The sequence below is a fragment of the Microbacterium sp. 22215 genome (assembly GCF_052045655.1).
In the GTDB taxonomy this organism is placed as follows: Bacteria; Actinomycetota; Actinomycetes; order Actinomycetales; family Microbacteriaceae; genus Microbacterium; species Microbacterium phyllosphaerae.
The window spans coordinates 1-22,881 of sequence record NZ_JBQEPC010000012.1; the positions used below are offsets into that span (position 1 = coordinate 1).

22 protein-coding genes are annotated in these 22,881 nt (G+C 64.9%); 8 read left to right on the plus strand and 14 right to left on the minus strand.

Annotated features, from left to right (window positions below):
• Nucleotides 1-1,383: transketolase family protein (locus ACTJKH_RS16430; protein WP_440737802.1), on the plus strand; the 1,383-nt coding region annotated here is incomplete at its 5' end.
• Complete coding sequence (tal, locus tag ACTJKH_RS16435; RefSeq protein ID WP_440737803.1) at nucleotides 1,380-2,492, plus strand: transaldolase; 1,113 nt, start codon at nucleotides 1,380-1,382, stop codon at nucleotides 2,490-2,492. The genes ACTJKH_RS16430 and tal, both read left to right, overlap by 4 nt.
• Before the next feature lie 60 nt (nucleotides 2,493-2,552).
• Here the strand turns inward: tal and ACTJKH_RS16440 are convergent, their stop codons facing one another.
• From ACTJKH_RS16440 to ACTJKH_RS16470, 7 genes are all read right to left on the minus strand, one after another.
• The gene (locus ACTJKH_RS16440; RefSeq protein WP_440737804.1) at nucleotides 2,553-2,711 is read right to left on the minus strand and encodes a hypothetical protein; all 159 of its coding nucleotides are present in this window, start codon (nucleotides 2,709-2,711) and stop codon (nucleotides 2,553-2,555) included.
• 7 nt (nucleotides 2,712-2,718) lie between these two features.
• Nucleotides 2,719-3,246, minus strand: a complete 528-nt coding sequence (locus ACTJKH_RS16445) for an SIS domain-containing protein (protein WP_440737805.1) — start codon at nucleotides 3,244-3,246, stop codon at nucleotides 2,719-2,721.
• 373 nt (nucleotides 3,247-3,619) lie between these two features.
• On the minus strand, nucleotides 3,620-4,594 hold the full coding sequence (add, locus tag ACTJKH_RS16450; protein ID WP_440737806.1) for an adenosine deaminase: 975 nt from the start codon (nucleotides 4,592-4,594) through the stop codon (nucleotides 3,620-3,622).
• Nucleotides 4,591-5,589, minus strand: a complete 999-nt coding sequence (locus tag ACTJKH_RS16455; RefSeq protein ID WP_440737807.1) for a nucleoside hydrolase — start codon at nucleotides 5,587-5,589, stop codon at nucleotides 4,591-4,593. Before ACTJKH_RS16455 ends, add begins: the two co-directional genes overlap by 4 nt.
• Before the next feature lie 11 nt (nucleotides 5,590-5,600).
• The gene (locus tag ACTJKH_RS16460) at nucleotides 5,601-7,022 is read right to left on the minus strand and encodes an MFS transporter (protein ID WP_440737808.1); all 1,422 of its coding nucleotides are present in this window, start codon (nucleotides 7,020-7,022) and stop codon (nucleotides 5,601-5,603) included.
• Nucleotides 7,023-7,444: 422 nt separating this feature from the next.
• Nucleotides 7,445-8,905, minus strand: a complete 1,461-nt coding sequence (locus ACTJKH_RS16465; RefSeq protein ID WP_440737809.1) for a C-glycoside deglycosidase beta subunit domain-containing protein — start codon at nucleotides 8,903-8,905, stop codon at nucleotides 7,445-7,447.
• Between the two features lie 8 nt (nucleotides 8,906-8,913).
• Nucleotides 8,914-10,482, minus strand: a complete 1,569-nt coding sequence (locus tag ACTJKH_RS16470) for a GMC oxidoreductase (protein WP_440737810.1) — start codon at nucleotides 10,480-10,482, stop codon at nucleotides 8,914-8,916.
• A gap of 274 nt (nucleotides 10,483-10,756) precedes the next feature.
• Between ACTJKH_RS16470 and ACTJKH_RS16475 the strand changes: the two genes are divergently transcribed.
• From ACTJKH_RS16475 to ACTJKH_RS16500, 6 genes are all read left to right on the plus strand, one after another.
• A complete protein-coding gene (locus ACTJKH_RS16475) occupies nucleotides 10,757-12,046 on the plus strand; it encodes an ABC transporter substrate-binding protein (RefSeq protein WP_440737811.1) in 1,290 nt (429 codons plus the stop codon).
• Nucleotides 12,047-12,259: 213 nt separating this feature from the next.
• Nucleotides 12,260-13,060, plus strand: a complete 801-nt coding sequence (locus tag ACTJKH_RS16480) for a carbohydrate ABC transporter permease (RefSeq protein WP_440737812.1) — start codon at nucleotides 12,260-12,262, stop codon at nucleotides 13,058-13,060.
• A gap of 3 nt (nucleotides 13,061-13,063) precedes the next feature.
• Entirely contained in the window at nucleotides 13,064-13,900 is an 837-nt protein-coding gene (locus ACTJKH_RS16485) for a carbohydrate ABC transporter permease (protein ID WP_440737813.1), read from the plus strand.
• Nucleotides 13,897-15,441, plus strand: coding sequence for a GMC oxidoreductase (locus tag ACTJKH_RS16490; RefSeq protein ID WP_440737814.1), 1,545 nt, complete (start codon nucleotides 13,897-13,899; stop codon nucleotides 15,439-15,441). Before ACTJKH_RS16485 ends, ACTJKH_RS16490 begins: the two co-directional genes overlap by 4 nt.
• A gap of 39 nt (nucleotides 15,442-15,480) precedes the next feature.
• On the plus strand, nucleotides 15,481-15,876 hold the full coding sequence (locus ACTJKH_RS16495) for a C-glycoside deglycosidase beta subunit domain-containing protein (protein ID WP_440737815.1): 396 nt from the start codon (nucleotides 15,481-15,483) through the stop codon (nucleotides 15,874-15,876).
• Nucleotides 15,873-16,976 carry a sugar phosphate isomerase/epimerase family protein gene (locus ACTJKH_RS16500; protein WP_440737816.1) on the plus strand — a complete coding sequence of 368 codons (1,104 nt, stop codon included), beginning with the start codon at nucleotides 15,873-15,875 and terminating at the stop codon, nucleotides 16,974-16,976. Before ACTJKH_RS16495 ends, ACTJKH_RS16500 begins: the two co-directional genes overlap by 4 nt.
• Nucleotides 16,977-17,122: 146 nt before the next feature.
• On the opposite strand, the gene ACTJKH_RS16505 is transcribed toward ACTJKH_RS16500, so the two are convergent.
• Genes ACTJKH_RS16505 through ACTJKH_RS16535 form a run of 7 tightly spaced genes read right to left on the minus strand, consistent with a single transcriptional unit; the run spans nucleotide 17,123 to nucleotide 22,765 of the window.
• Entirely contained in the window at nucleotides 17,123-18,109 is a 987-nt protein-coding gene (locus ACTJKH_RS16505) for a restriction endonuclease subunit R (protein ID WP_440737817.1), read from the minus strand.
• Nucleotides 18,109-18,507, minus strand: a complete 399-nt coding sequence (locus ACTJKH_RS16510) for a hypothetical protein (protein WP_440737818.1) — start codon at nucleotides 18,505-18,507, stop codon at nucleotides 18,109-18,111. The genes ACTJKH_RS16505 and ACTJKH_RS16510 overlap by 1 nt, the downstream gene beginning before the upstream one ends.
• Nucleotides 18,508-18,514: 7 nt before the next feature.
• Entirely contained in the window at nucleotides 18,515-19,327 is an 813-nt protein-coding gene (locus tag ACTJKH_RS16515; RefSeq protein WP_440737819.1) for a 3-keto-5-aminohexanoate cleavage protein, read from the minus strand.
• Between the two features lies 1 nt (nucleotide 19,328).
• Nucleotides 19,329-19,775, minus strand: coding sequence for a nuclear transport factor 2 family protein (locus ACTJKH_RS16520; protein ID WP_440737820.1), 447 nt, complete (start codon nucleotides 19,773-19,775; stop codon nucleotides 19,329-19,331).
• Complete coding sequence (locus tag ACTJKH_RS16525) at nucleotides 19,772-20,554, minus strand: cyclase family protein (protein WP_440737821.1); 783 nt, start codon at nucleotides 20,552-20,554, stop codon at nucleotides 19,772-19,774. The genes ACTJKH_RS16520 and ACTJKH_RS16525 overlap by 4 nt, the downstream gene beginning before the upstream one ends.
• A gap of 4 nt (nucleotides 20,555-20,558) precedes the next feature.
• Nucleotides 20,559-21,581 (minus strand): VOC family protein, encoded by a 1,023-nt coding sequence (locus tag ACTJKH_RS16530; protein WP_440737822.1) that lies wholly within the window; start codon nucleotides 21,579-21,581, stop codon nucleotides 20,559-20,561.
• Between the two features lie 14 nt (nucleotides 21,582-21,595).
• Complete coding sequence (locus tag ACTJKH_RS16535; protein WP_440737823.1) at nucleotides 21,596-22,765, minus strand: FAD-dependent monooxygenase; 1,170 nt, start codon at nucleotides 22,763-22,765, stop codon at nucleotides 21,596-21,598.
• Nucleotides 22,766-22,881 lie beyond the last annotated feature (116 nt).

A 22,881-nucleotide genomic window follows, 5' to 3' on the forward strand; every position in this document is an offset into this window, starting at 1 on the left:
CTGAACGCAGCCATCGAGGCCGCCAAGGGCGAGACCTCCAAGCCGTCGCTCATCATCCTCAAGACGATCATCGGGTGGCCGTCGCCCGGCAAGCAGAACTCCGGAAAGATCCACGGCTCCGCCCTCGGTGGCGACGAGCTCGCAGCGACCAAGAAGGTCCTCGGCTTCGACCCCGAGGAGCACTTCGTCGTCGCCGACGACGTGATCGCCCACACGCGTGCTCTCGCCGACCGGGCCGCCGAGACGCGCGCCGCCTGGCAGACGTCGTTCGACGCGTGGGCCGCCGCCAACCCCGAGCGCAAGGCGCTCCTCGACCGCCTCGAGGCCAAGGAGCTCCCTGCCGACATCACGTCCGCTCTCCCGGTCTTCGCCAGCGGCAAGGACGTCTCCACCCGCGCGGCATCCGGACAGGTCATCAACGCCCTCGCCGCCGAGCTCCCCGAGCTCTGGGGCGGATCCGCCGACCTCGCCGAGTCGAACCTGACCACGATCAAGGACGCCAAGTCCTTCATCCCCGCCGAGTGGTCCACCCACGAATGGTCGGGTGACCCCTACGGCCGCGTGCTCCACTTCGGCATCCGCGAGCACGCCATGGGCGCGATCGTGAACGGGATCGTCCTGCACGGCCCGACCCGCGCGTTCGGCGGCACGTTCCTCATCTTCAGCGACTACATGCGCCCGCCGGTGCGACTGGCAGCGCTGATGAACGTGCCCAGCATCTTCGTCTGGACGCACGATTCCGTCGCGCTCGGCGAGGACGGCCCCACGCACCAGCCGATCGAGCAGATCGCGACGCTGCGCGCCATCCCGAACTTCGCGCTCGTGCGCCCTGCTGACGCGAACGAGACCGCCGCCGCGTGGCTCGAGATCCTCCGTCGCCACGAGGGTCCGACGGGCATCGCCCTGACGCGCCAGAACATCCCGGTGTTCGAGCGCGGCGAGGGCGCGGCAGACGGCGAGGTCTTCGCCTCCGCCGACAACGTGTCCAAGGGCGCGTACGTGCTCGCCGAGGCCCCGAACGGCACGCCCGACGTCATCATCGTCGCGACCGGCTCCGAGGTGCAGCTCGCGGTGAACGCGCGCGCCGAGCTCGCGAAGGAGGGCGTGAACGTCCGCGTCGTCTCCGCACCGTCGCTCGAGTGGTTCGACGAGCAGGACGCCGAGTACCGCGAGTCGGTGCTGCCGAAGGCCGTCACCGCACGCGTGTCCGTCGAGGCCGGTTCCGCCCTCAGCTGGCGCGGCATCGTGGGCGACCGCGGTCGCTCGGTCGGCATCGACCACTTCGGCGCCTCCGCCGACTACAAGACCCTGTTCGAGAAGTTCGGCATCACCACCGAGGCCGTCATCGAGGCCGCACGCGAGACCATCAAGGAGAACGCATGAGCACCCCCACGGCAGACCTCGCAGCAGCAGGCGTCAGCATCTGGCTCGACGACCTGTCCCGCACCCGCATCTCCTCCGGCAACCTCGCAGAGCTGATCTCGTCGCGCAACGTCACGGGTGTCACCACGAACCCGACGATCTTCGCGAACGCGATCACCGACAAGAACGACACCTCGTACGACGCACAGGTCACGGAGCTGGCCGCGTCCGGCGCCACCGCCGAAGAGGCCGTCTTCGCCGCCACGACGCAGGACGTCGCGGCCGCGCTGGACGTGTTCCGTCCGGTCTGGGAGGCCTCGAACCACGTCGACGGCCGGGTCTCTATCGAGGTCTCCCCCGACCTCGCACACGACACCGAGGGCACCGTCGCATCCGCCAAGGAGCTGTGGGCCAAGGTCGACCGCCCGAACCTGCTCGTCAAGATCCCCGCGACCAAGGCCGGCCTGCCCGCGATCGCCGAGGCGATCGGCGCCGGCATCAGCGTCAACGTGACGCTGATCTTCAGCCTGGAGCGTTACGACGCGGTCATCGAGGCCTACCTGTCGGGCCTCGAGACCGCCAAGGCTGCGGGCATCGACCTCTCCACGATCCACTCGGTCGCCTCGTTCTTCGTGTCGCGCGTCGACACCGAGACCGACAAGCGCCTGACGGCGATCGGCACCGACGAGGCCGAGGCGCTCAAGAGCAAGGCCGGACTCGCCAACGCACGTCTCGCCTACGAGCTCTACGAGAAGAAGTTCGCCGACGAGCGCGCACAGGCCCTGATCGCCGCCGGTGCCAACGTGCAGCGTCCACTGTGGGCATCGACCGGCGTCAAGGACCCGGCGCTGCCCGACACCCTCTACGTGACCGAGCTGGTCGCCGCGGGCGTCGTCAACACCATGCCCGAGAAGACGCTCGAGGCGACCTTCGACCACGGCGTCGTCACCGGCGACACCATCACGGGCGGCTACGCCGAGGCGCACCAGGTCTTCGCCGACCTGAAGTCCGTCGGCGTCGACTTCGACGACGTCACCGAGGTCCTCGAGAACGAGGGCGTCGCGAAGTTCATCGACTCCTGGCATGACCTGCTCACGCAGGTCGCCGAGGGCCTCGAGGCGCAGCGGTAGACCCGAAGAACAGATGAGCTTCCTCAGCATCGCTGAGGAAGCTCATCGTGTGTATGGAGGTCACGCGCTCGTCGGATGCTGCGAGGCGGCGAGAGCGAGGGTCGCGTACGCCTGCGCACGGGCTACGAGCCGGTCGGGATAGTCCTCGGTGAACGAGCGGGCGATGAGCTTCTCGGCGTGGTCGGCGTAGTATTCGGGGTTCTTCATGATGGTGGTCACTGGATTGCTACTCGGCGAAAAGGGTGAAGCGGTCGATAACGGCCATGATCTCGGCGCGAACAGGCTGTGTGCTGCCATCCAGCGTGCGGCGGAGGACGTCGCAGAGCGCGTGAGTGAAGAGGTACATCGGAAGGCGCCCGATGCCGGTGACCTCTGATGCGTACGACGCGCCGGCGGCCGAGACCATCAACGTCAGTGTCGCGAGTTCGCGGGTGGGGGAGCTGTCCACCGAAGGCAGCAGCACCACGTCCGTCCCACGGGACCGCGCGGCCTCCACACTCCGGTACGTGGAGGCGTTCTGTCCGCTGCCGCTGATGGCGATGCACAGGTTCTCAGGGAGCAGCGTGAAGGCGGCGATCTCCTGGCCCATCGGGTCACTCACCCGCTGCACCCGCAAGCCCAGCGCTGCCAACCTCATGGCGAGGTCATCTGCGACGGGCGCGGACAGTCCGCTTCCTGCGATGAACACGGTCTTCGCCGTCGCCAGCTTCTCCAGCACCGCGTCGACCGTCCCCGCATCCAGCAGTGCCGCCACGGCGCTCATGCTGGTGACAGCGGTGTTCACGGCCTTGTGGATCTCGTTCGCCATCGCCGCGCTCGCGTTCTTCACCTCGTTGCTCATCCCGAAGCCGGCGGTCGACGCCACGGTCTGAATCCGGAAGGGGGCGGATGGCTCGCTCATCCGCCCCCGGCTCCGACAACACCGGGCCTGCAGGAGAGAACGAGCTCTGGCGCCGCAGGGCAGGCTATGCGGGTTTCCAACGGCCAATCTCGATGGAGCTCTTGCTTTGGCCGCGTCACACCAGATTCCTGTGGCCAGCCGCCACGGAGATCGACGTGTCGATTAAGATGGAAAGGCCCCACCGCACGAAAACGTAATGAGGCCTTTTCAGCTTAGTCGTGCGGGTCTACGCCACCGCACTCAGCCGCGCCGCCAGCTCAGCCCGCGTTGACTCGTCAACGAACGCTGCCTTCACGCTGTCCGCGTCTAGCTGCGCGAGCGCTGCGGCGTCGAAACCCAACTCTTCGCTGAGCACACGACGTTCCCCCGAAAGCAGCGACCCCGTCTGACGCGGGTTGTCGTCTCCGAGGACAACGCCCACGCCCGCATCTCGGAAGATCGGAGCTGGGTGCGCGTGCAGGGACGAAATCGCGCCCGTGTAAAGGTTGGAGGAGGGGCAGACTTCGATGAAGATGCCTTCGTCTGCCATCTTCGCGAGCGCGCGCTCATCCTGCGCGATATATGCGCCATGGCCAATACGCGTGACACCGAACAAGCGGATGGCGTCTACGGCCGCCTGGGCTGGCGCCGCTTCCGCAGCGTGGCAGGTGAGGCCGAGGCCGGCATTGCGTGCGATGGCGAACGCGTTCACGTACGGCTCGAGATCCGGGAAGCGGAGCTCGTCGCCGGCGAGGTCGAATCCGACGACCCCCTTGCCCGCGAACCGCGTCGCAGCGCGGGCGACCGACTCGTTCAGTTCCGCATCATGGAGGCGAAGAGCCGCGACGACAACACCCGCAGGCATCGCCGAGGACTGCGTGCCCTGGGCGACGCCCTCGCATACGGCGGCGATGACGCCGTCGAGGTCGAGGTTCGAGTTCATGTGAGAGGCGGGACCGAACCGCAGTTCGAGGTAGTCCTCACCGTCCGCTGCCGCGTCCTCCACGGCTTCGCGGGAGATCCGGGCAAGCGCATCGTAGTCGGAGAAGAAAGGGTAGGTCGAGGAGACCTTCTCGAGGTACACGGTGAGGTCGGACGGGGCGTCCAGCTGTAATGCAGCCTCCCAGTCGCGGTCGGCGTCCCTTAGGCCGAGCTTCACTGCCAGTTCCAGTGCGGTCTGCGGGCGCACGCGTCCTTCCAGGTGAGTGTGCAGATTGATCATGCGGCACTTTCCTGGAGGTGTGCAGTGGAGGACATGATGGTGTTCAGCAAGTGCGGTCCCAGCGGTCGGTCGGTGGCGAGAACGACCCGGGTGCGCACACCGTCGTGGTCCACGCTACCCAGACGCTGACCGCGTAGGTCCGCGATGAGCTGACCGCGGCCGGGGCCGTCGGTCGTGTCCACGGTCACGGGAACGCGCGGGGCAACCGTCGGGTTCACGCCACGGTCCGCAATGGCCGCTGCCAGCGGGTCGTGCAGAGCACAGCTGCGCTTGCCATACAGCGAGAGGTAGAAGTCGAAGTAGTGGTCGAGCATTTTCCCCAGCGCCTGCGCGGCCGGAGACTCGGACGCGAGGAGACGGTGACGGTCGTCCTCATCGAGGGTGTTCTCCAGCGTGACGTCCAGCGGAACGATGGTGACGTCCCAGTCGGCGGCGAACGCTTCCGCGGCAGCTTCCGGGTCGTTCCAGATGTTCGCCTCCGCGACCGCGGTCACGTTACCGGGGACCAGCGCCGCGCCACCCATGGTCGTCAAGTGACGCACCCGCGAGGGGAGGGTCGGGTCCTGGCGCAGTGCGAGAGCGATGTTGGTGAGCGGGCCGACGGTGACGATGTGCAGTTCACCCGCGTACTGGTGAGATAGCTCGATGAGCGCGTCGACGGCGTTGCCGACGGTGACGCTCCCGGACGCGGTGGGAAGCTCGACGTCGCCGACGCCGTTGTATCCGTGGATCTCCGGCACGCCGCCGTCGAACGCATGGGTCAGGTGGTCGCGCGACCCCTGAATCACGGGGACATCCTCGCGGCCGAGCATTGCGAGCAGGTTGAGCGAGTTGGATGCTGCCTGCTCTGCGCTCGTGTTGCCGCTGACCGTGCCGACGCCGACCAGGTGCACCTGCGGGGAGGTGGCCAGGTACGACAGGGCAAGCGAGTCGTCGATGCCCGTGTCGCAGTCGAGGAAGACCGGGATTCGGGGGGTGTTCTGTTCGGTAGTCATGGTTGGTGCTTTCAGACCTTCTGTCCGGGGCGGCGGGCGATGAGCAAGCTCGTGATGAGGGCGAGTGCGACGATGCCTGCCGAGACCCATAGGGCCGTGGAGAAGCCGCCGATGGAGCCCTGGGCGACGAACGGTGCGACGATGCCGATGCCGAGGCCGGCGCCGATACCGAACGCGGCACCGTTCAGACCCGGAAGGGCGGCGGGAGCGTCATCCGGCGACATCAGGACGCCGAGACCGTTGATGGTGGTGAGGACGAGACCGTTGTACGTCACACCGAGAACCGCGATGGATGCGATGACGAGAGGCATGTTCTGCGGGAATAGGGCGATGGCGGCGACTGCCGCGAGGCTCAGGATGAGACCGACGCGAAGAAGGAGAATCCAACCGACCTTCCCGGCCAGCCAACCGGAGAACGGAGCCGCCACGACTCCGACGAGTGCGGCAGGCACGAGGAACAGTGCCGCGGCGGTGGCGGCATCGAGGCCGAAGCCGATCTCGGGGGTCTGGCTGAGCACCACGACGGTGAAGTTGATCACCGCGAAGACGCTGGAAAGTGTGAGAACGGTGGTGGCGACGACAGGCCAGACCTGGCGCGACTTCAGGTGGTGGGTGGCGATCAGCGGCGACTTGCGACGCTTCTCGACGAACCAGAAGATGACGAACGCGACGATGGCGACGGCAAGGTAGACGAGTGTCATCGGGTCCAGCCAGCCGGCGCTTCCGCCCTGGGACACGAAGTAGGTGATGCCGATGAGTCCGACGGACAGGGCGGCGGCACCCCACCAGTCCATTTTTCCGCTGGTGACGACGGGGCCGTCTTTCGGGACGGTGAGCGTGACGCAGAGGATGGCGATGAGTCCGACGATGAAGATGACGACGAAGATCGAGCGGAAGCCGAAGCTTTCAACGAGCACGCCGCCGATGTAACCGTCGACGCCGCCGACGCCGCCGTTGACGGCGGTGATGATGCCCAGCGTGGTGCCGAAGACTTTGGCGCTGAGGGACTCGCTGAGGATGATGTACGCGAGCTGGAACGCCGCGCTGGACGCACCCTGCAGGACGCGGCCGACGAGCAGCAGCGGAAGGTTCGGGGCGAACATGCACATCAGGGTGCCGACAGCGAGGATGCCGAGGACGATGAATAGCGCGCGACGTCGACCGATGTAGTCGCTCCACCGCGACAGGACGATACCGCCGATGGCGCCGGCGAGGAAGAACAGTGACGATACCTGGGAGACCTCGCCGACACCTACACCGAGTTCGGTCGCCATGTGCGGGAGGGCAGGGGTGAGCATGCTGGCGTTCAGCTGGTACGAGAGGACGCCGAGGATCAGAGTAGCGACGAGCGCGACGGCGCGCCCGCCTCGAACGAGAGTGATATCGGATCCGGGTTCTGTCCGGATTGCTGATGTGGGTGCAGGGGCATTCATGACGACTCCTTTGTCAAACGACGAGACCGGGTGGTATGAAGTTATACCTCTCCGGTACGACATGACAAGTGCAGCCTCGAATATTCTGAAGCCGAAACCTTCGGGCGCCGCTCTTAGAGGAGTGGACGAGCGCGAAGGGGCGACGGCTTTGCTCGACTGAGAAGACTGGAGCCGTCCTGTTAGGGCCTTGGAGGCGATCAGCAGGACGGGGCCAGCAAATGAATACCGGGTCTGCGTGGCACGTTAGCCGACAGGCAGCGTTTTTCTCGCAGATCAACGCTCGCGAGCTGGATGAACCTATTTTCTTGGGGAGGGACCCGGGCGGAGGAAAGCCGGAACTATGCCATACTTCCTGACGCGTAGGCGCTGGACCACGGGATGCTTCGGCGGGAACGAGATGCTTTGCTCTCCCGAGGTCGCCGTTAGCGGCGCATTGAACGGCGAATCAGATCGTGCTGCTTCCGCACGAGGTGGAGGGGGTCAACGTCACCTGGGTCGGCGAACGCGTGCCCCTCCCATTCGCTGGACCAGTAGCCGCGATACCCGCCCTCCACGAACACGTCCACCAGTCGGGGATAATCGATGGCGGGCTCCTCGCCGCTCTCATCGATGTCGTAGAACTTCGCGTGGACATGGTGGATCTGGTGCATGATCTCCAGCCAGTCCCGCGGGTTCACATGCCCGTGCATGTTGAAGGCCAGGCGAGCGTACGCGCCGAGTCGGTCGGGGTCGAAGTCGCGGCCGCGCAGGTAAGCGAGGAACTCTTCCTGCCGGTCGAGCATCGACGTGTCGGTTGCCCAGATCTGCTTCAGGCGGTCGATGGCCTCGTCGTCCAGTCCTGCGGAGCGGAACGCACGAAGTAGCGTCGGAGACATCGCGTGCATCGTGGAGGAGAAGTCCGCGACGAATCCGAGGAGTTCCGAGTCCAGCTCTGCAAACGTCTCGCGAACGTCAAGGATGGTCTGCGAGTTCGGTCCGTGCGGAGCGTGGATCTCGTACGCCAGCTTCAGCCCAGCTTTCTCGGCGACGGGCAGAAGTCGACGTAGCAGGTCTGGCTTCGCGCTCTGAATGCGCACGAGCGGGAAGCCGAGCTTCTCGGCGCCTTCGAACATGAGCTTGCTGAACTCGAACTCCTCATCAGAAGTCATGTCGCGGTCGCGACGGCGACCCATGTCGAGGTTAGCGCCGAATGAGCTCGCGGCGAAGCTGTGCCGGTCGAAGGCGTCGCGCCACTCCCGGACGAACTCGTCGGAGACGACCGGGTACGTCGGCAGCGCCTGGGAGGCGACAATCTCGATGCCGGGACCGATACCGAGGTCAGCGACTCGGTCCAGAAGCCCGTTGAAGTCGTACCAGCCGGCACGGAACTCGGCGCTCGCGGAGTAGAGGGTCAGGCCCAAGCGGAAGGGATCGTTGTCATCTACGGGTGCGGGGGCGATGTCCGACACGACTGCGGGGGGTGCGGCGGGCTCGTTGGTGGCGACGAGGGTGAGGCTCTGGTTGACGACATTGATGACGTACTGTCCCGGCCCGCCGTCGGTGCCGGGGGTGAGTTGCATGTATGGTGTTCGCATCTCGCCGCGCAGGTCGACACGGTGCGTCTGGCCGACCTTGATCTTCTCGTCTCGTCGGATGAGGAGGAGAGGGTGGTCCTGGACGAACCACAAGACCTCGCTCTCGTCGGCGAGTTCGCTGACAGCCCATCGCCGACCGTTCAGCTCGAAGGTGAGGTCGGCGGCAGGCACCGCCTGCCCGTCGATGATCACGTCAATCGACGTCACCGAAGACAACCAAAGGCTTCGGTACCAGGCGATGGTGAGGGAAAGAGCAGCCCCGTCCTCGTGAGGGCGGAGGCTGTCAGGGGTCAGGAAGCCGTTGGGCATGTAATCTCCTATCGTCGTTGGCTCAGAGTGTTCGCTACATTGCGGGCGGCGCGGACAGCTATGGCGACGCTCATCAGCGTCGGGTTCATCGAAGTGGCGGTGGGAATGAGGGCGTTACCACCGACGTACAAGCCGTCCCAATCCCACACTCGCGACCACGGGTCGGCGACAGAGGCGCCGTCGTTCTCCTCGCCCATCCGCATAGTGCCCTGGTAGTGCAGGCTCGACCCATTAGGTAGAAGCCGAGGCTCGGCGACGAAGTCGCCCAGAGCGGAGCCCGCTCGGCGTAGACGCCGCTCCGCATCCGCGATCTCGGAGTCCTCGTCCGGAGTCAGGGCATAATCGATGGTCATGTTGGGGAACCCACGGTAGTCGAGCTCCCCATCGTCGAACGTCACCGTGTCCTCAAAGCGCGGTCGCTTGCGGAGCCCGTACCCCATGTTCACGTACCCCCAGCGGTTGCCGTTAGCGTCATCGTTCAGGTCGGCGCGGAAAGGCGTGGTCTCCGAATACATCGCTTGCAGTGAGAACGGGTGCTGGGGCTCGGAAAAGGGAATGCGGTTGACGGCCGAGACAGGATCCGCGGCGTTCAGGCTCCGTCGGGAGAGTTCCGCGTCCAGATCCGCAAGGCTGGCGAACCGGCCGACCTTATCGCCGTCGAGGGCAACGGTGGAGATCATGACCGGGTGCTCCGTGAGATAGTGCCCGAGAGACGGCGGACGGATGCCCGACGCCCACAGCAGTTGGGGGGAACGGAATGCGTCAGCCGCCACCACGACGATGTCGGCGACGATGGTGGAGTGCTCTCCCGAGCGCAGGTCTTCAACCGAGACACCCCGGATGCGGCCGTCGCGGTGCTCGACGCGTCGGACCAACGTCAGATCACGCAGAGTGAACCGGGCGGACAGCGGATGACCGGGGTCACCGAGGGGTCCGAGGATCACATCGGCGCCGGCCCAGCGGACTGAACCGTCGTCGAGGACGTCCCCGGCGACGGGCAGGGTGCTTGGACCGAAGCCTTCGGGAAGTTCGCCAGCGAACTCTTCCTCGAAGAGGGAGCGGATCGCCGCTCCGATAGGAGAGTCCGCAAAAGCCGATGACTGGACATGAAGCAGCTGACGCGCGACGGAGAGAAGCTCGTCCCATTCGGTGTCGTCGATGAAGGGCAGCTTCTCGCTGAACTGCGGCGCCGGCGTCGCACATGTCCAGTGCGCCCCCATCCCGCCGACATTCGTGGACGCTGCAGCCGCGGGAAACGAAGCGCAATGAGCGGAGCCCGGACCACCGAAGTCGAGCAGGAAGGTGCCTTGGCGGGCGGTGAACATCCCCTCCGCGACCACCGTCTCCGGGATTCCGAGAGAGGCACGATGTGAACCTGCCTGCGGGCCCTGTGCGAGTTCTCGCGCTCGAGCTCTGGCATCCGTGTCCGCGATGTTGCGAACGCTCGCGCCGGGCGTCTCCGTGAGCTGCGGCCCAGCCTCGCACATGACGACCCGCACGTCGTCGGCGGCTCCGAGGATGACGCGCGCGAAGGCGGATCCAATCGGCCCGCTCCCGACGATGACGACCGTTTTCACAGTGCAGGCTCCTTCGCCTTCCGGGCGGAATCACCGTTGGGCTCCGCCTCTGCCAGGCTCGCCGCTGCCTCGACAGTCGTCCATCGCCCGATAGACATGCCATGTATCACCCTGAGCGATTGCAGAAACGCCTGAAATGAGATCCGCGCAATCTATCAATGCAAGTGATAGGGATCATGCCTCCTGCGGTGTCGATGCCTCTGCGCGTACCTACACATACTGAGGCACGGCTTGATCCGACAGGCCGCAGACAATGAAGTCAGAAAGGCTGACCATGACACAGCATCGCCGCGCACAGCTGGTGCGCTCGGGTGCCATTGCGACCACCGCAATCGGTGCTCTTATCCTTGCAGGCTGCTCCGGATCCGCCGGCGACGAAGGTTCTGGCAGCAGCCAGGAGTTCTCCCTCGCGTACGCAGTTTCGGCGACGGAAGACAACCCTTATGAGATCCTCGCCAAGAAGTACATGGAGGAGAACCCCGACGTAAGGATCACGCTCAACGAGGTGCCCGTTGACACGTACGGCCAGACCCTCACCACGCAGTTCAACGCCGGTAACGCCTCAGACCTGATCCAGGCGGCACCCGGAACGGGCCAGGGATCCAGCATCATCCCGCTGGCGAAGGCGGGCTACCTCGAGGCGCTCGACGGGGCCGCTACGGATCTCATCCCCTCGGGCAGCGAGGCTCAGTTCCAGATCGATGACAAGACCTACGGTCTTCCCCTGAGCATCTCCTATGCAGGCACCGTCGTCAATGAGACCGCGCGTGAGGCGGCAGGTACGGACTTCCCGATCGACTTCGACCAGGTTCTCGACACCTGCGCCAGCGAGGTCGCCGCCGGACGAAGCCTGTTCTCCCTCGCCGGTGCCGCAGCACCGAACACCGGAATCATGGCCATGGGCATCTCTGCGACCCGCGTGTACGAAGAGACCCCCGACTGGAACGAGCAGCGCGCCGACGGCAAGGTGACCTTCGTCGACAGCGAAGGCTGGGCAGACACGCTGCAGACCATCGTCGACATGAACGATGCCGGCTGCTTCCAGCCCGGCAAGGAGGGCGCCGGCATCGACGCTCTCATCGGCGGCGTGGTCGACGGAACCTCCCTGGCGATGTTCGCACCGGGAGGCACGTTCGCTGACCTGCTCCGCGCATCCCCGGACCAGAACTTCGTCGTCAACCAGTTCCCGCCGGCAAACGAGGGCGACAAGGTGTTCGGCCTCGTCAGCTCGAACTACGCCCTGTCCCTCAACGCTAACGCAAAGAACAAGGACGCCGCGCTCGCCTACTTGAAGTGGATGGAAAAGCCCGAGCAGTCCCAGGCATTCGCCGACGCGCAAGGATCGCTCCCCGTGAGCGGCCTTGAAGACTACGACTTCGAAGGCACGGCGTACGAGGCAGTCGAGGATGTCGTCACTTCCGGCTCTTACGTGCCGCTCCCGAACGCATCCTGGCCGAATGCAGCTGTCTACGATGCACTCGGAACGGGCGTGCAGGGGCTGCTCACCGGCCAGCGCACCGTGGAACAGGTGCTCCAGTCAATGGACGACGCATGGGGTGACTGACGCCCCGGCCGGCCCGGAGGGACCCTCTCTGGGCCGGCCACTTTGTCAACGATCTAAGGACACACAATGACTGCAACGTTGCATTCCGAGACTGAGCGAGTGGTGCTTCCACCGAAGCGGAACTCGCCGACCACCGCCCCTCGTCGTCGGCCCGGCCTCATCCGGTTCGGTCACTGGTGGTGGGCAATGCCCGGCGTCGTCCTCGTCTTCGCCGTGCACTACGTCGCCACCGCTGCGGGCGGGTTCTTCGCCTTCACCGACTGGACCGGCATCGGGTCATTCGAGTTCGTGGGATTCGACAACTTCGTCGCCATCTTCCGCGACCCGAGCAAGATCGGCGCCCTCCTCAATACACTCTTCCTCGCCTTCGCGTCCATCATCCTCGTCAACATCATCGGCATGGCGTTGGCGGTCGGGGTCAATCGCCTGGTGAAAACCCGTCACGTGCTGCGCGTCCTGCTCTTCATGCCGGTCGTCCTCAGCCCGCTCGCCGTTTCCTACATCTGGAAGTTCATCTTCGACTTCAACGGGCCCCTCAATGAAGCGCTCCGCGCGGTCGGACTCGACGCATGGACAAAGTCCTGGCTCGGCGACCCGTCCACCGCGATCTGGGCGATCCTCATCGTGCTCGTGTGGCAGCACACCGGGTTCTCCATGGTGATTTACATGGCCGGGCTTGCCAGCGTTCCCCCCGAGGTGGAAGAAGCCGCAGCCATCGACGGAGCGGGACTCTGGAAGCGCTTCTGGCACGTCGTCCTTCCTGCCCTGCGGCCCGCCATCGCCATCGCGACCACCCTCGGCATCGTGAATGGTTTGCGGACCTTCGACCAGATCATGGCCCTTACCGGCGGCGGGCCCGCGGGCGCTACTGAGACTCTCGCGACGCAGGTCTACAAGCAGGCGTTCGCCTTGAGCAACTTCGGCCTGGGTGCTGCCCTGGCGCTGATGCTCGCCCTCATGATCCTTGTCTTCGCCGTCATTCAGCAGCGCGTCGCCGCTGCCCCGGAGGACTGAACAATGTTCCGCTACACACGACTCACCCTGCTGCGAGAGATCGGTCTGTGGCTGATTACCCTCGTGTTCCTGCTGCCGTTCTACTTCCTCATCGCAACAGCGCTCAAGCCCGACGACGAGGTCTACTCGGGATCGCCATTCGCGTTCCCGACGTCCCCCGCCTTCGAGAACTTCTCGGCGCTTTTCGCCGGTCAAGGACAGAGCAACATCATCCTCGGCCTCGTCAACAGCGTTGTCATCACCGGAGGCAGCATCCTCGCGCTCGTCCTCCTCGGATCCCTCACGGGATACGTCATCGCGCGTTCCACGCGGCGCTGGGGTCGACTGACCTTCTACCTGTTCCTGGTTGCCATCGTCCTGCCCGTGCAGCTGGGAGCAGTCCCGCTGTACGTCGGAGCTCGCGCAGTGGGCCTCACGGGGTCATCGTGGGGCATGATCATCCTCTACACCGGGATGATGCTGCCGCTGGCCGTGTTCCTGTACGCCGGGTTTTTCCGTGGAATGGGCATCGAGTATGAGGAAGCTGCAGCTATCGACGGTGCCTCGCCGACGCAGGTATTCTTTCGTGTCGTGTTGCCGCTGATGTCTCCGGCCACCGGCACGGTCGCGATCCTCTGCGGCCTCATCGTCTGGAACGACTTCTTCACCGCGCTGATCTTCCTCGGCGGATCGGACAGTCAGACGCTCCCGGTGTCGATGTACTTCTTTATCGGCTCGCTCGTGTCGAAGTGGAACACCATCTTCGCCATCGTCATCGTCTCGATGGTCCCGATCCTCACGTTCTACCTGTTCGCGCAGAAGAAGTTCATCCAGGGCTTCGCCGGGGGACTCAAGGGATGAGCGCCGGGGATACCCGTTACCCGGGCGATGCGGACGTCGTCATCGTCGGCAGCGGACCCACCGGAGCGGCCTACGCACGAATCCTGAGCGAGCGCGCGCCCGAACTCGACGTCGTGATGCTCGAGGTGGGGCCGACCGTGTCGAACCCACCCGGCTCTCATGTGAAGAATATCGGTGCGCTTGACCAGCGTTCGGTGGCGCAGACCGCGTCGGAGGGGGTAGGGCCGCGGACCTCCGACGGGCGAGTCGCCCGGCCGGGCACGTATCTCCTCAGCGACGGATACCGCGCAGGGGGTGACGGCCTGGCAGCAGCGGCGTTCTCCAGCAACGTTGGAGGAATGGGCGCGCACTGGACGGGAGCGTGTCCCAGGCCCAGCGAAAGCGAACGCATCACGTTCCTGCCCGACCTCGACGAGCTGCTCGACGAAGCCGAGCGCGTGCTCGGAGTGACGACGGAGGCTTTCACTCGCTCTAGTCTCGCTGACGACGTCACCCGCCGACTTGCTGCAGCGCTGAATCCGAACCGTTCTGATGAGGCTCGCGTGCAGCGCATGCCGCTCGCCGTGACGCGACGCGACGACGGAGCACTCGTCTGGGCAGGGTCGGACGTCATCCTCGGCGAGACCACTCGGCAGAACCCGAACTTCCACCTGTTCGATGAGAGTCTCGTGACACGGATTCGCGTCGATGAGGGATCAGTAACAGGTGTCATCGTTCACGACCGACGCGCAAACACGGTGCACACCATACGTGCGCGCCGCGTCGTCGTCGCAGCTGACGCCCTCCGCACCCCGCAACTGCTGTGGGCGTCAGGGATCAGACCCGACGCATTGGGGCGAACGCTCAACGACCAGGCGCAGGTTGTCATCGCCACAGAGACAGACGAGCCAGCCCCCGAACGCCGCGAGGGAGACCCTGGTATCTCCGACGTCTTCGGCGTGCTCTGGGTCCCTTTCATCGACGTGGAACCCTTCCACGGGCAGATCATGCAGCTGGATGCTTCGCCCGTACAGCTGGTGTCGGCGGAGGAGCAGGGAGCGAACGCCGTCGTCGGCATCGGAGTGTTTTGTGCGAAAGAGCTGAGCTGGAACGACCGCGTCAGCTTCTCTGACAGCGAGGTCGACGACTACAACATGCCGGCCATGCGCATCCACTACACGCTCTCCGAGGCCGATAGGGCCACGCTCGACGTCGCTCGCCAGCGCGCCCTCAACATCGCCCGTCTCATCGGCCGGCCGCTCTCCGAGGAGGCAACGACAATGCCGCTCGGCGCGTCTTTGCACTATCAGGGCACGGTCCGCATGGGGGCTGAGGACGACGGACGAAGCGTCTGCGGTCCCACCAGCGAAGTGTGGGACGTTCCCGGTCTCCACGTCGCAGGAAACGGCGTCATCCCTACGGCGACGGCGTGCAATCCCACACTGACAGCGGTCGCGCTCGCCATACGCGCTGCCCGGTCCATCGCAACAGATCTCGCTGGCGCAGACGAGGACACCCACGACGTCTCTCGCGACTCGTCACTCCATTCTTCTCAATGGTGAGCGAGGGGCTCGCCGTGTCCTATCTAAGGAGGTTCACCCATGATTCCTGACCGACTCATCGACCAGGGGACGCTCACATCCGACGGTGCTCGTGTCGCCATCGATGTCCGCATCCCCTGGTACCGGGCACTGCCCGCATCCTGTATCGGCGGCGCGACGCTCACCGTCGACGGCGCTGAGGTCCCGGCGTCTTCCCTGCGCTGGGAGATGAACGGTAATACCTTCACCTTCGAGCAGATGAAGAACAACACCCACGAGTGGTGGTTCCCCGCCGATTCCGCTGTTCTGTCCGGAGACCTGCCACTCGATGCCGACGACCGGGAGCATTCCATCAAGGTGTCCCTGACCCTCTTTCTGCCGTACCTCATCATCGGCGACGAAGTGCTCGAGATAACCGAAAGCGACACCAAGATGATGAAGGCGGCGGCAGCATGACCAATTCCCTCGGCACCCCGATCCAGGGCGTCACGCTCTACAGCTTCACGCGCGCATTCCACGGCCGCGAATACGACCTCGAAGGTCTGATTCGCAAGGTCGCAGCCGACGGGTACGGACCCGGGCTCGAGATCGTCGGCTTCTCCAGCCTTCGAGGCTTTCCCGCAGTTGGGGACACGTTCATCGGGGAGTTCCGCGACCTCGTTGACGAGGTCGGCCTCGTCCCGACGTCGCTGTCTATCAACGCCGACATCGGCATCCACCGGGACCGCCTTCTTTCTCAAGAGGAGCTCGTGGAATACATGAGCCGACAGATCGAAGCCGCGGCTCGACTCGGTTTCCCGGTCGCTCGCGTTCAGATCTCGCTGACCCCCGACTCGATGGAAGCACTCGAGCCGATTGCGCGCCGGCACGGCGTCACGCTCGCCCTCGAGGTGCATGCCGACCAGCACGCCACACATCCGCGAATTCTCGCCCTCCGGGACAGGTATGAGCGCATCGGATCGCCGTTCCTCGGGTTCACGGCCGACTGGGGGTCCACCGCGGTGGGGTTCGCGCCCTCCCTTCTTGAGGCCTACCGCCGACGTGACGCCCCCGAGGCCCTTTTGAAGGCCGTCGTCGAACAGTGGCACGCTTTCCACCAGGCAGGCCCGCCTGCTGACGATAGGGAAGCTGGGGAGCGCTACGCCTTCGTCAACGAGCTGGCAGCGAAGTATGGCCGCCCCGATTTGGGGGGTGACCTCTCCATCAACACGGTCGGCATCTTCGGACCCGCGCCCATCGACGGCTGGCGAGAGATCATGCCGTGGATCCGCCATGTCCACGGCAAGTTCTTTGGCATAGACGAGACGGGCGAGGAGCCGAGTGTGCCTGTCCGTGACCTCATCGCACTGCTTGTCGAGAGCGGCTACAACGGCGCTATCTCCAGCGAGTACGAAGGCTGGCACTGGAACTACTGGCAGAGTCCGTTCGAGATCATCCGCGACGTTCAGATCGTGCAGCGTTCCGCCGCGGCGAACGCCGGTTCTCGGATGGTGACCGATGCTCGCGAGGCCCGAGATGTCCTCTCCGCTCACCTGAACGGCGCGATCCGCGCCTGAGCGGGTCACCGGTGGCGAGGGCGCCGGCGATTAGAAGTCCCCTATCAGTGTGCGGGAGGTCACTGGCAGGGGACTTCTTGTGTTCCGGAGGAGATCAGCTCGGCGAGACGAGCTGCGCGACGGTACAGTGCAATCGACGTGTGCCGTCAGATGCTACTGAGCACAGCCATCTTTACCAACTGCTGGTGACGCCTTGTGACGTCGTCCGCGTCCGCGTCGTCCATCCACTCGAATCCACCCCACTCGCTGCAGAGCCAGCCGGAGAACGAGTTACCCGATACCAGGGCGCCGAGTTCGATAACGGGCTGCGAAACGCGCTTACTTTCGTCCTCGAGATCCCAGAACTTCACGTGGAACGCCCCAACGATAGGCAGCAGCGATACGAGGTCAGCGACCGTAGACCGGCCGAAACGAGTGAGCATGTTCAGGCACAACGGTCGAACATGCGCGGGAAGCGTCCCGGATCGCAGGAGTTCTCGAACGGGTTCGAGAACCGAGGGGTCGAGCCAGTTGCGGTCCACGTGCCGCACGAGGTCGCTCGGCACCCCCACGCGACGAAGCCGCTCGAGATAGGTGACGGGAAGCGCGGGCATCGTCATGCTCGTGTCAATGAGTAGACGGATGCGCGGGTCTTCCGCGTTCGCGATGGCGTCGAGTGCTGCCGCGACGTTCGGGACATCGGGGCGCTGCGCCCCCTGAATCTCCTCGAAAAGTATGAGATCCAAGTCGTGAAGGTGAGGCAAGAGCAGCTCGTGCAGCACTGCACCTGCTTGTCCAAGCGGCAAACGGATGCCGCGGGCGCCCAGACGGTGCGCAGCTCGAAGCTGCGGGAGGAGGAAGCCCATTCGCTGGTCTGTCGTGCGGCGAGTGGTCGTCGAGCTCCACTCGTCGATGCTCGCCCCCACGATACTGACCCTGGCGCCGACCGCGTCCAGCTCCGCACGGAACGCGTCGAGGTCTGTATCCGTCGGGGAGGGGAAAGTCGGCCACAGTTGGCCGGGTTCAAGTTCAAGAACCGAGGAAACCGTCTGTGCCGCACGCAGAATGACATCGGTGGCCGAGATGTCGGCGGCGATGACCTGCTCTGTCCAGTTGAAGGCATTGGCCGAGAAGACGAGTTCCGGTGCTGCCATCACGGCACCTTCCTTTCGTAGGGGAGGGAGCTGAAGGTCAACGTATGTGATGCGGCGAACGGAAGACCGAGCGGGGCATCTTCGCCGACGAGAAGGTAGGGAACGAGGACCGTGAAGCTCACGCTCACGTCATGGCTGTTCTCGTCCGCATCACGGTCTGTGACTGCGATGAGCCGGTCTTGAACGAACCAGCGGCGTGTGTCGTCTGCGAGGTCGTCATCCGACAGCTTCGTCCCGTTGAGGTGCAGCTCAAACGTGGTTGGTTCGTCGTCCACCAGCACGTTCAGCTCTGCAATGCACCAGATGGGTACGGAGCGGATCCAGGGGAGCGAGAGGCGTATAGCCAAACGTCCCGACTCGCTGGTGAGCGAATCGGGACGCAGGGCGGACAGTGTCATCGGCGAATCACGCAGCCGTCAGCAGCCTCTGCGCCGCCTCAACATGGTCAGCGATGCTGAGATTGAGGTCGGTCGCAAGCCTCGCCGCCCGCTCCACGAGCGGGTTGTTGCCCTCCGCGAGCTTGCCTTTGCCGAGGTAGATCGTGTCCTCCAGGCCCGCGCGAGCGTTCCCGCCGAGGGCGAGACCGATTGCCGTGAGTTCGAGGTTGGAGCGCCCGATAGCAATGACCTGCCAGATGGCGTCATCAGGGAGACGCTTGACCATCGTGATGAGGTTCTCCGCGGTTGCCGCCATCCCGCCACGCACGCCCAGGACGAGGCTGAACTGCGGGGTACCGGTGATGAGTCCCCGGTCCCGCAGGCGCAAGCATTCCTCGAGATGACCGGTGTCGTATACCTCAAGCTCCGGCTTGATCTCGAGCTCCTGCATGCGACGTGCCAAACGCTCCACGTCCGCGGGAGCGTTGCGGAATTCGCCAGCCCCGAACGACATCGTGCACGGGTTCAGCGTCGCCATCGCCGGCCGCAGCTCCACAAGCGCCTCGCGCTCCTCAAACGGCACGGTGAGCCCGACGCCGGTGGACAACTGGATAAGGATGGGGCAGCGGTCCTGGATGAGTCCGATGATGCGGCGTGCGATCTGCAGGTCTGCGGTCGGTCGGTCATTCTCGTCTCGTACATGAATGTGCGCGACCGAGGCACCACGCTCATACGCCTCGACGACCGCGGATGCGATCTCCTCCGGCTGCGTGGGCAGAGACGGGTTATCAGCCTTCGTGGCGATGGGGCCCGTCGTCGCGACGGTGAGGATAACGCTCATCTCAGTTCTCCGATCCGGAGGTGTCGAAGCGCCAGGCGGGCTTGATCTCCACCCGAGTGAGAAGCCAGCCTCGGCCGTCTCGGATGAGCTGGAGGTCGTAGTGACCACCGACGCTCCAGAAGTTGGTGGCAGTGTCGTCATTGACGTGCGTCGCGAGCAGCGTCGCGCGCACGGTGGCGTGGTCTCCGTCGATGTGGATGTCGTGTCCGGCTGACACGTGGTGGAGAGCGGCGTATCCGCCGAGGTCCTTGCCGACATAGGCTGCGAGCCCATCTCGGCCCTTGTGTCCGCCGCCCCACGGGGTGACCAGTTCGCCGTCGACAGCGAACAGGCTCGCGTAGCCGTCGAAGTCTTTCGTGTCGATGCAGCGTGAGAACGTGATGAGCAGGCGGCTGATGGCGCGCTCGTCTACGAGCAGTTGGATGTCTTCGTCAGTGAAAGTGCTCATGAGGTTTCCTCGTCGTGAAGGATGGCGACGGCGCGGGTCCAGCCGGCCGAGGCTCTTGAGATCTTGGCGGGAAGGCAGGAGACAGTGAACCCGGTCGCCGGCAGCTGGTCGAGGTTCGTCAGCTTCTCGATTTGGCAGTAGCCGGCCTCACGGCCCGCCTTGTGTCCTTCCCAGATGATGGAGGCGTCGCCGGTTTCCGCGTAGCGGCGAGCGGTGAAGGAGAATGGCGCGTCCCAACTCCATGCGTCGGTGCCAACAACCTTGACGCCCAGCGACGTGAGGAAGAGCGTTGCCTGTCTTCCGAAGCCGCACCCGCGGTGGATGTAGTCGTCGTCGCCGTATGCGGCACCGGCTGCGGTATTCATCAGGACGATGTCGTAGGGCTGCAGTTCGTGCCCGATGCGGTCGAGTTCTGCCCGGATATCCGCGGCTTGCACGACGTATCCGTCGGCTGCGTCGCGGAAGTCGAGCTTGACCCCTGGACGGTAGAACCAGTCGAGCGGCAGCTCGTCGATGCTCGCTGCGGGAGCGCCACCGTCCATGGTGGGGTGGTAGTGCCATGGGGCATCTACGTGCGTGCCGTTGTGCGTGGACAGCGTGATGGTCTCCACCGCCCACCCGAGGCCGTCGGGCAGGTCTGTCGGAGACAGCCCGGGGAAGAGGCCCGCCATGACGCGGGCCCCTTCCCCGTGGGTGACGTAGTCAATCCGAGGGCGCTGGAACTCGGGGTCAGCGACCGTCTCGTTGTCGAGGGTGACTGACAGGTCGATTAGACGCATGATGTCACCGAGCGTCGGTCGTGGTCGCCCACGGGTTCAGGAGCTCTTCTTTCAGCTCCGGGTGCACGCCTTGCTCGGTCGCGGTGCGTCCGGCGGCTGCAGGAAAGGCCTCCATCATCGAGTCCGGCATGTTCCAGTTGCGGAAGAAGCTGTTCGAGCCATCCGACGGCTTCCAAGTGCGCGCTTGCCAGTCCGGGACGTAGTTGCGGTAGCCGCCGGAGTTGAGTTCGACGCGCAGCGTGCTGGGGTCTCGGAAGTACAGGAAGTGCTGCTCACCGATGCCGTGAATAGAGGGACCGTATTCGATGGGAACACCGTTCTCGGTCATGATCTCGGCCGTGCGAACGAGGTCTTCAGGGTGGTCGACCCAGAAGGCGATGTGGTGTACGCGGCCGGGAGTGTCCGACGTGTCGAGCACGATACCCAAGTCGTGGGACTTCTCGTTGGTGGTGAGCACGCCGAACACGTGGAGGGGAACCTCCTCGAGGGTGGTATACGCCATGACGCGGAAGCCGAGGGTCTCGGAATACCAGTCACCGAACCGCTTGACGTCCGTGGCGGCGATGGTGACGTGGTCGAGGAACCGCGGGGCCGCGGCATGCAGGCTGCGCTTTTCGGGACGGTCGGGGTACACAGACGCGAGCTCCGGCTCAGCCTCGTAGTGCTCGATCTCCCAGAACAGAGTCATGTTGTGTCCGAGGGGACCGTCGAAGCTGTATGCCCGGCCGCGGCTGAGGCCAGAAGGGCTCCAGGAGCCGGCGTAGTCAGTCGCCTCGATGCGCGCCACCGCGGCATCCAGGTCTGCGTCGCTCGAGGTCCGCCACGCCATGGTCTTGAGCGCGGCGTCCTCACCGGGGCTGATGACGAGGCTGTACGGGTAGTGGTCGCCCCAGCAGCGCAGGTAGTACGTGTCTCCATCCTGCTTGAGGATTCGCATACCGAACTTCTGCGTGTAGAACTCGGCGGATGCCGCGGTGTCCGGGCTGCCGATCTCCAGATATGCGAGGTGGCTCAGAGGGGTGGTCATGGGTATCTCCTTGTTCAGTGCAGCTGCGTAGCCCGGAAAGGCTGGTTCAGAATGGACTCGAGGTGAGCGGTCTGCTCAGCGAGGTGGTCGCGCATGCCGGCGACGGCGTAGGGCATCGTCTCGGTGGTGATTCCCTGCTCCTGAGCGAGGATGCCGTGCGACGCGTGGAAAACGAGCTCTGTACGCGGGTGACGGAGCTCCTCGACCGCCTTCAGCGACTCTTCGATGTCACGGTCACGGGTGATCTCGTCCGCGAGGACGACGGCATCCTCGATGGCCATCGCCGCTCCCTGAGTGAGATGCGGGACGGCCGCGTGAACGGCATCTCCGAGGACGATGACTCGGCCCTTGTGCCAGGGGAGCGGAACATTCATCTCCACGAGCGGGCTGTAGACGATGCCGGTCGGGTCATCGGCCAGGGACTGGCGGATGTCGTCAAGCGGTCCGGTGAAGCCATCGAGACGCTCGGCGAGAAGCGGTGCGAGATCCTCCTCGGCCGGCCGCTCATCGGTCTCCTCCAACGTCACGAGAAGCATGTACATGTGCGTCTCCGACAGCGGGATGACCCCACCCTTCACACGGTCGCCCTGCCACAGCATCGTCCGCATGATCTCCGTCGGCCGCTCGAGCTGCTTCCGCCACACGACGCTTCCGGTATAGGTGGGCACGAGGTCGAGTCCGAGCGCACGGCGGCCCACGGAAGACCGGACACCGTCAAAAGCGACGACGAGGTCGTAGCGACGCGTGTCGCCGCCGCCGAACGTGACGCTCACTCCGTCTCCGTTATCGTCGAGGTCCTGCACATCGACGCCGTAGGAGATCTGCGCTCCGGCGGAGGTTGCAGCCTCGAGGAGGATGTTGTGGAGGTCACGTCTGGTGAGACCACAGTTGGGGGGAACACCTTCGACTCCCAGCGATGAGGGGACGTGGACGATGCGGTGGTCGTCGTGCGTGCGGTAGTCGTTACCGTCGAACGCGAAACCCACGGATAGGACCTTGTCCAGCACGCCCAGCGCGTCGAGCGCACGCAGTGAGTTACCGGGCTGGTTGATGCCCACGCCCGGAATTGTCGCTGACGGGTGCTTCTCTACAACCTCCACGTCGATGCCGCGTTGTGCGAGTGCGGCAGCCGCCGCAACTCCGCCGATGCCAGCGCCCACGATGAGAACCTTCGACACAGTCATCCTGACTCCCTTGTCATTCGGTGAACCTCTTTGTCTCGTTCAGAGTAAGAACGACAAGAAGGAGCGCGCGACACCGTCATGAGAATAGGATTCATCAACCTGAGTGATACGAAGGG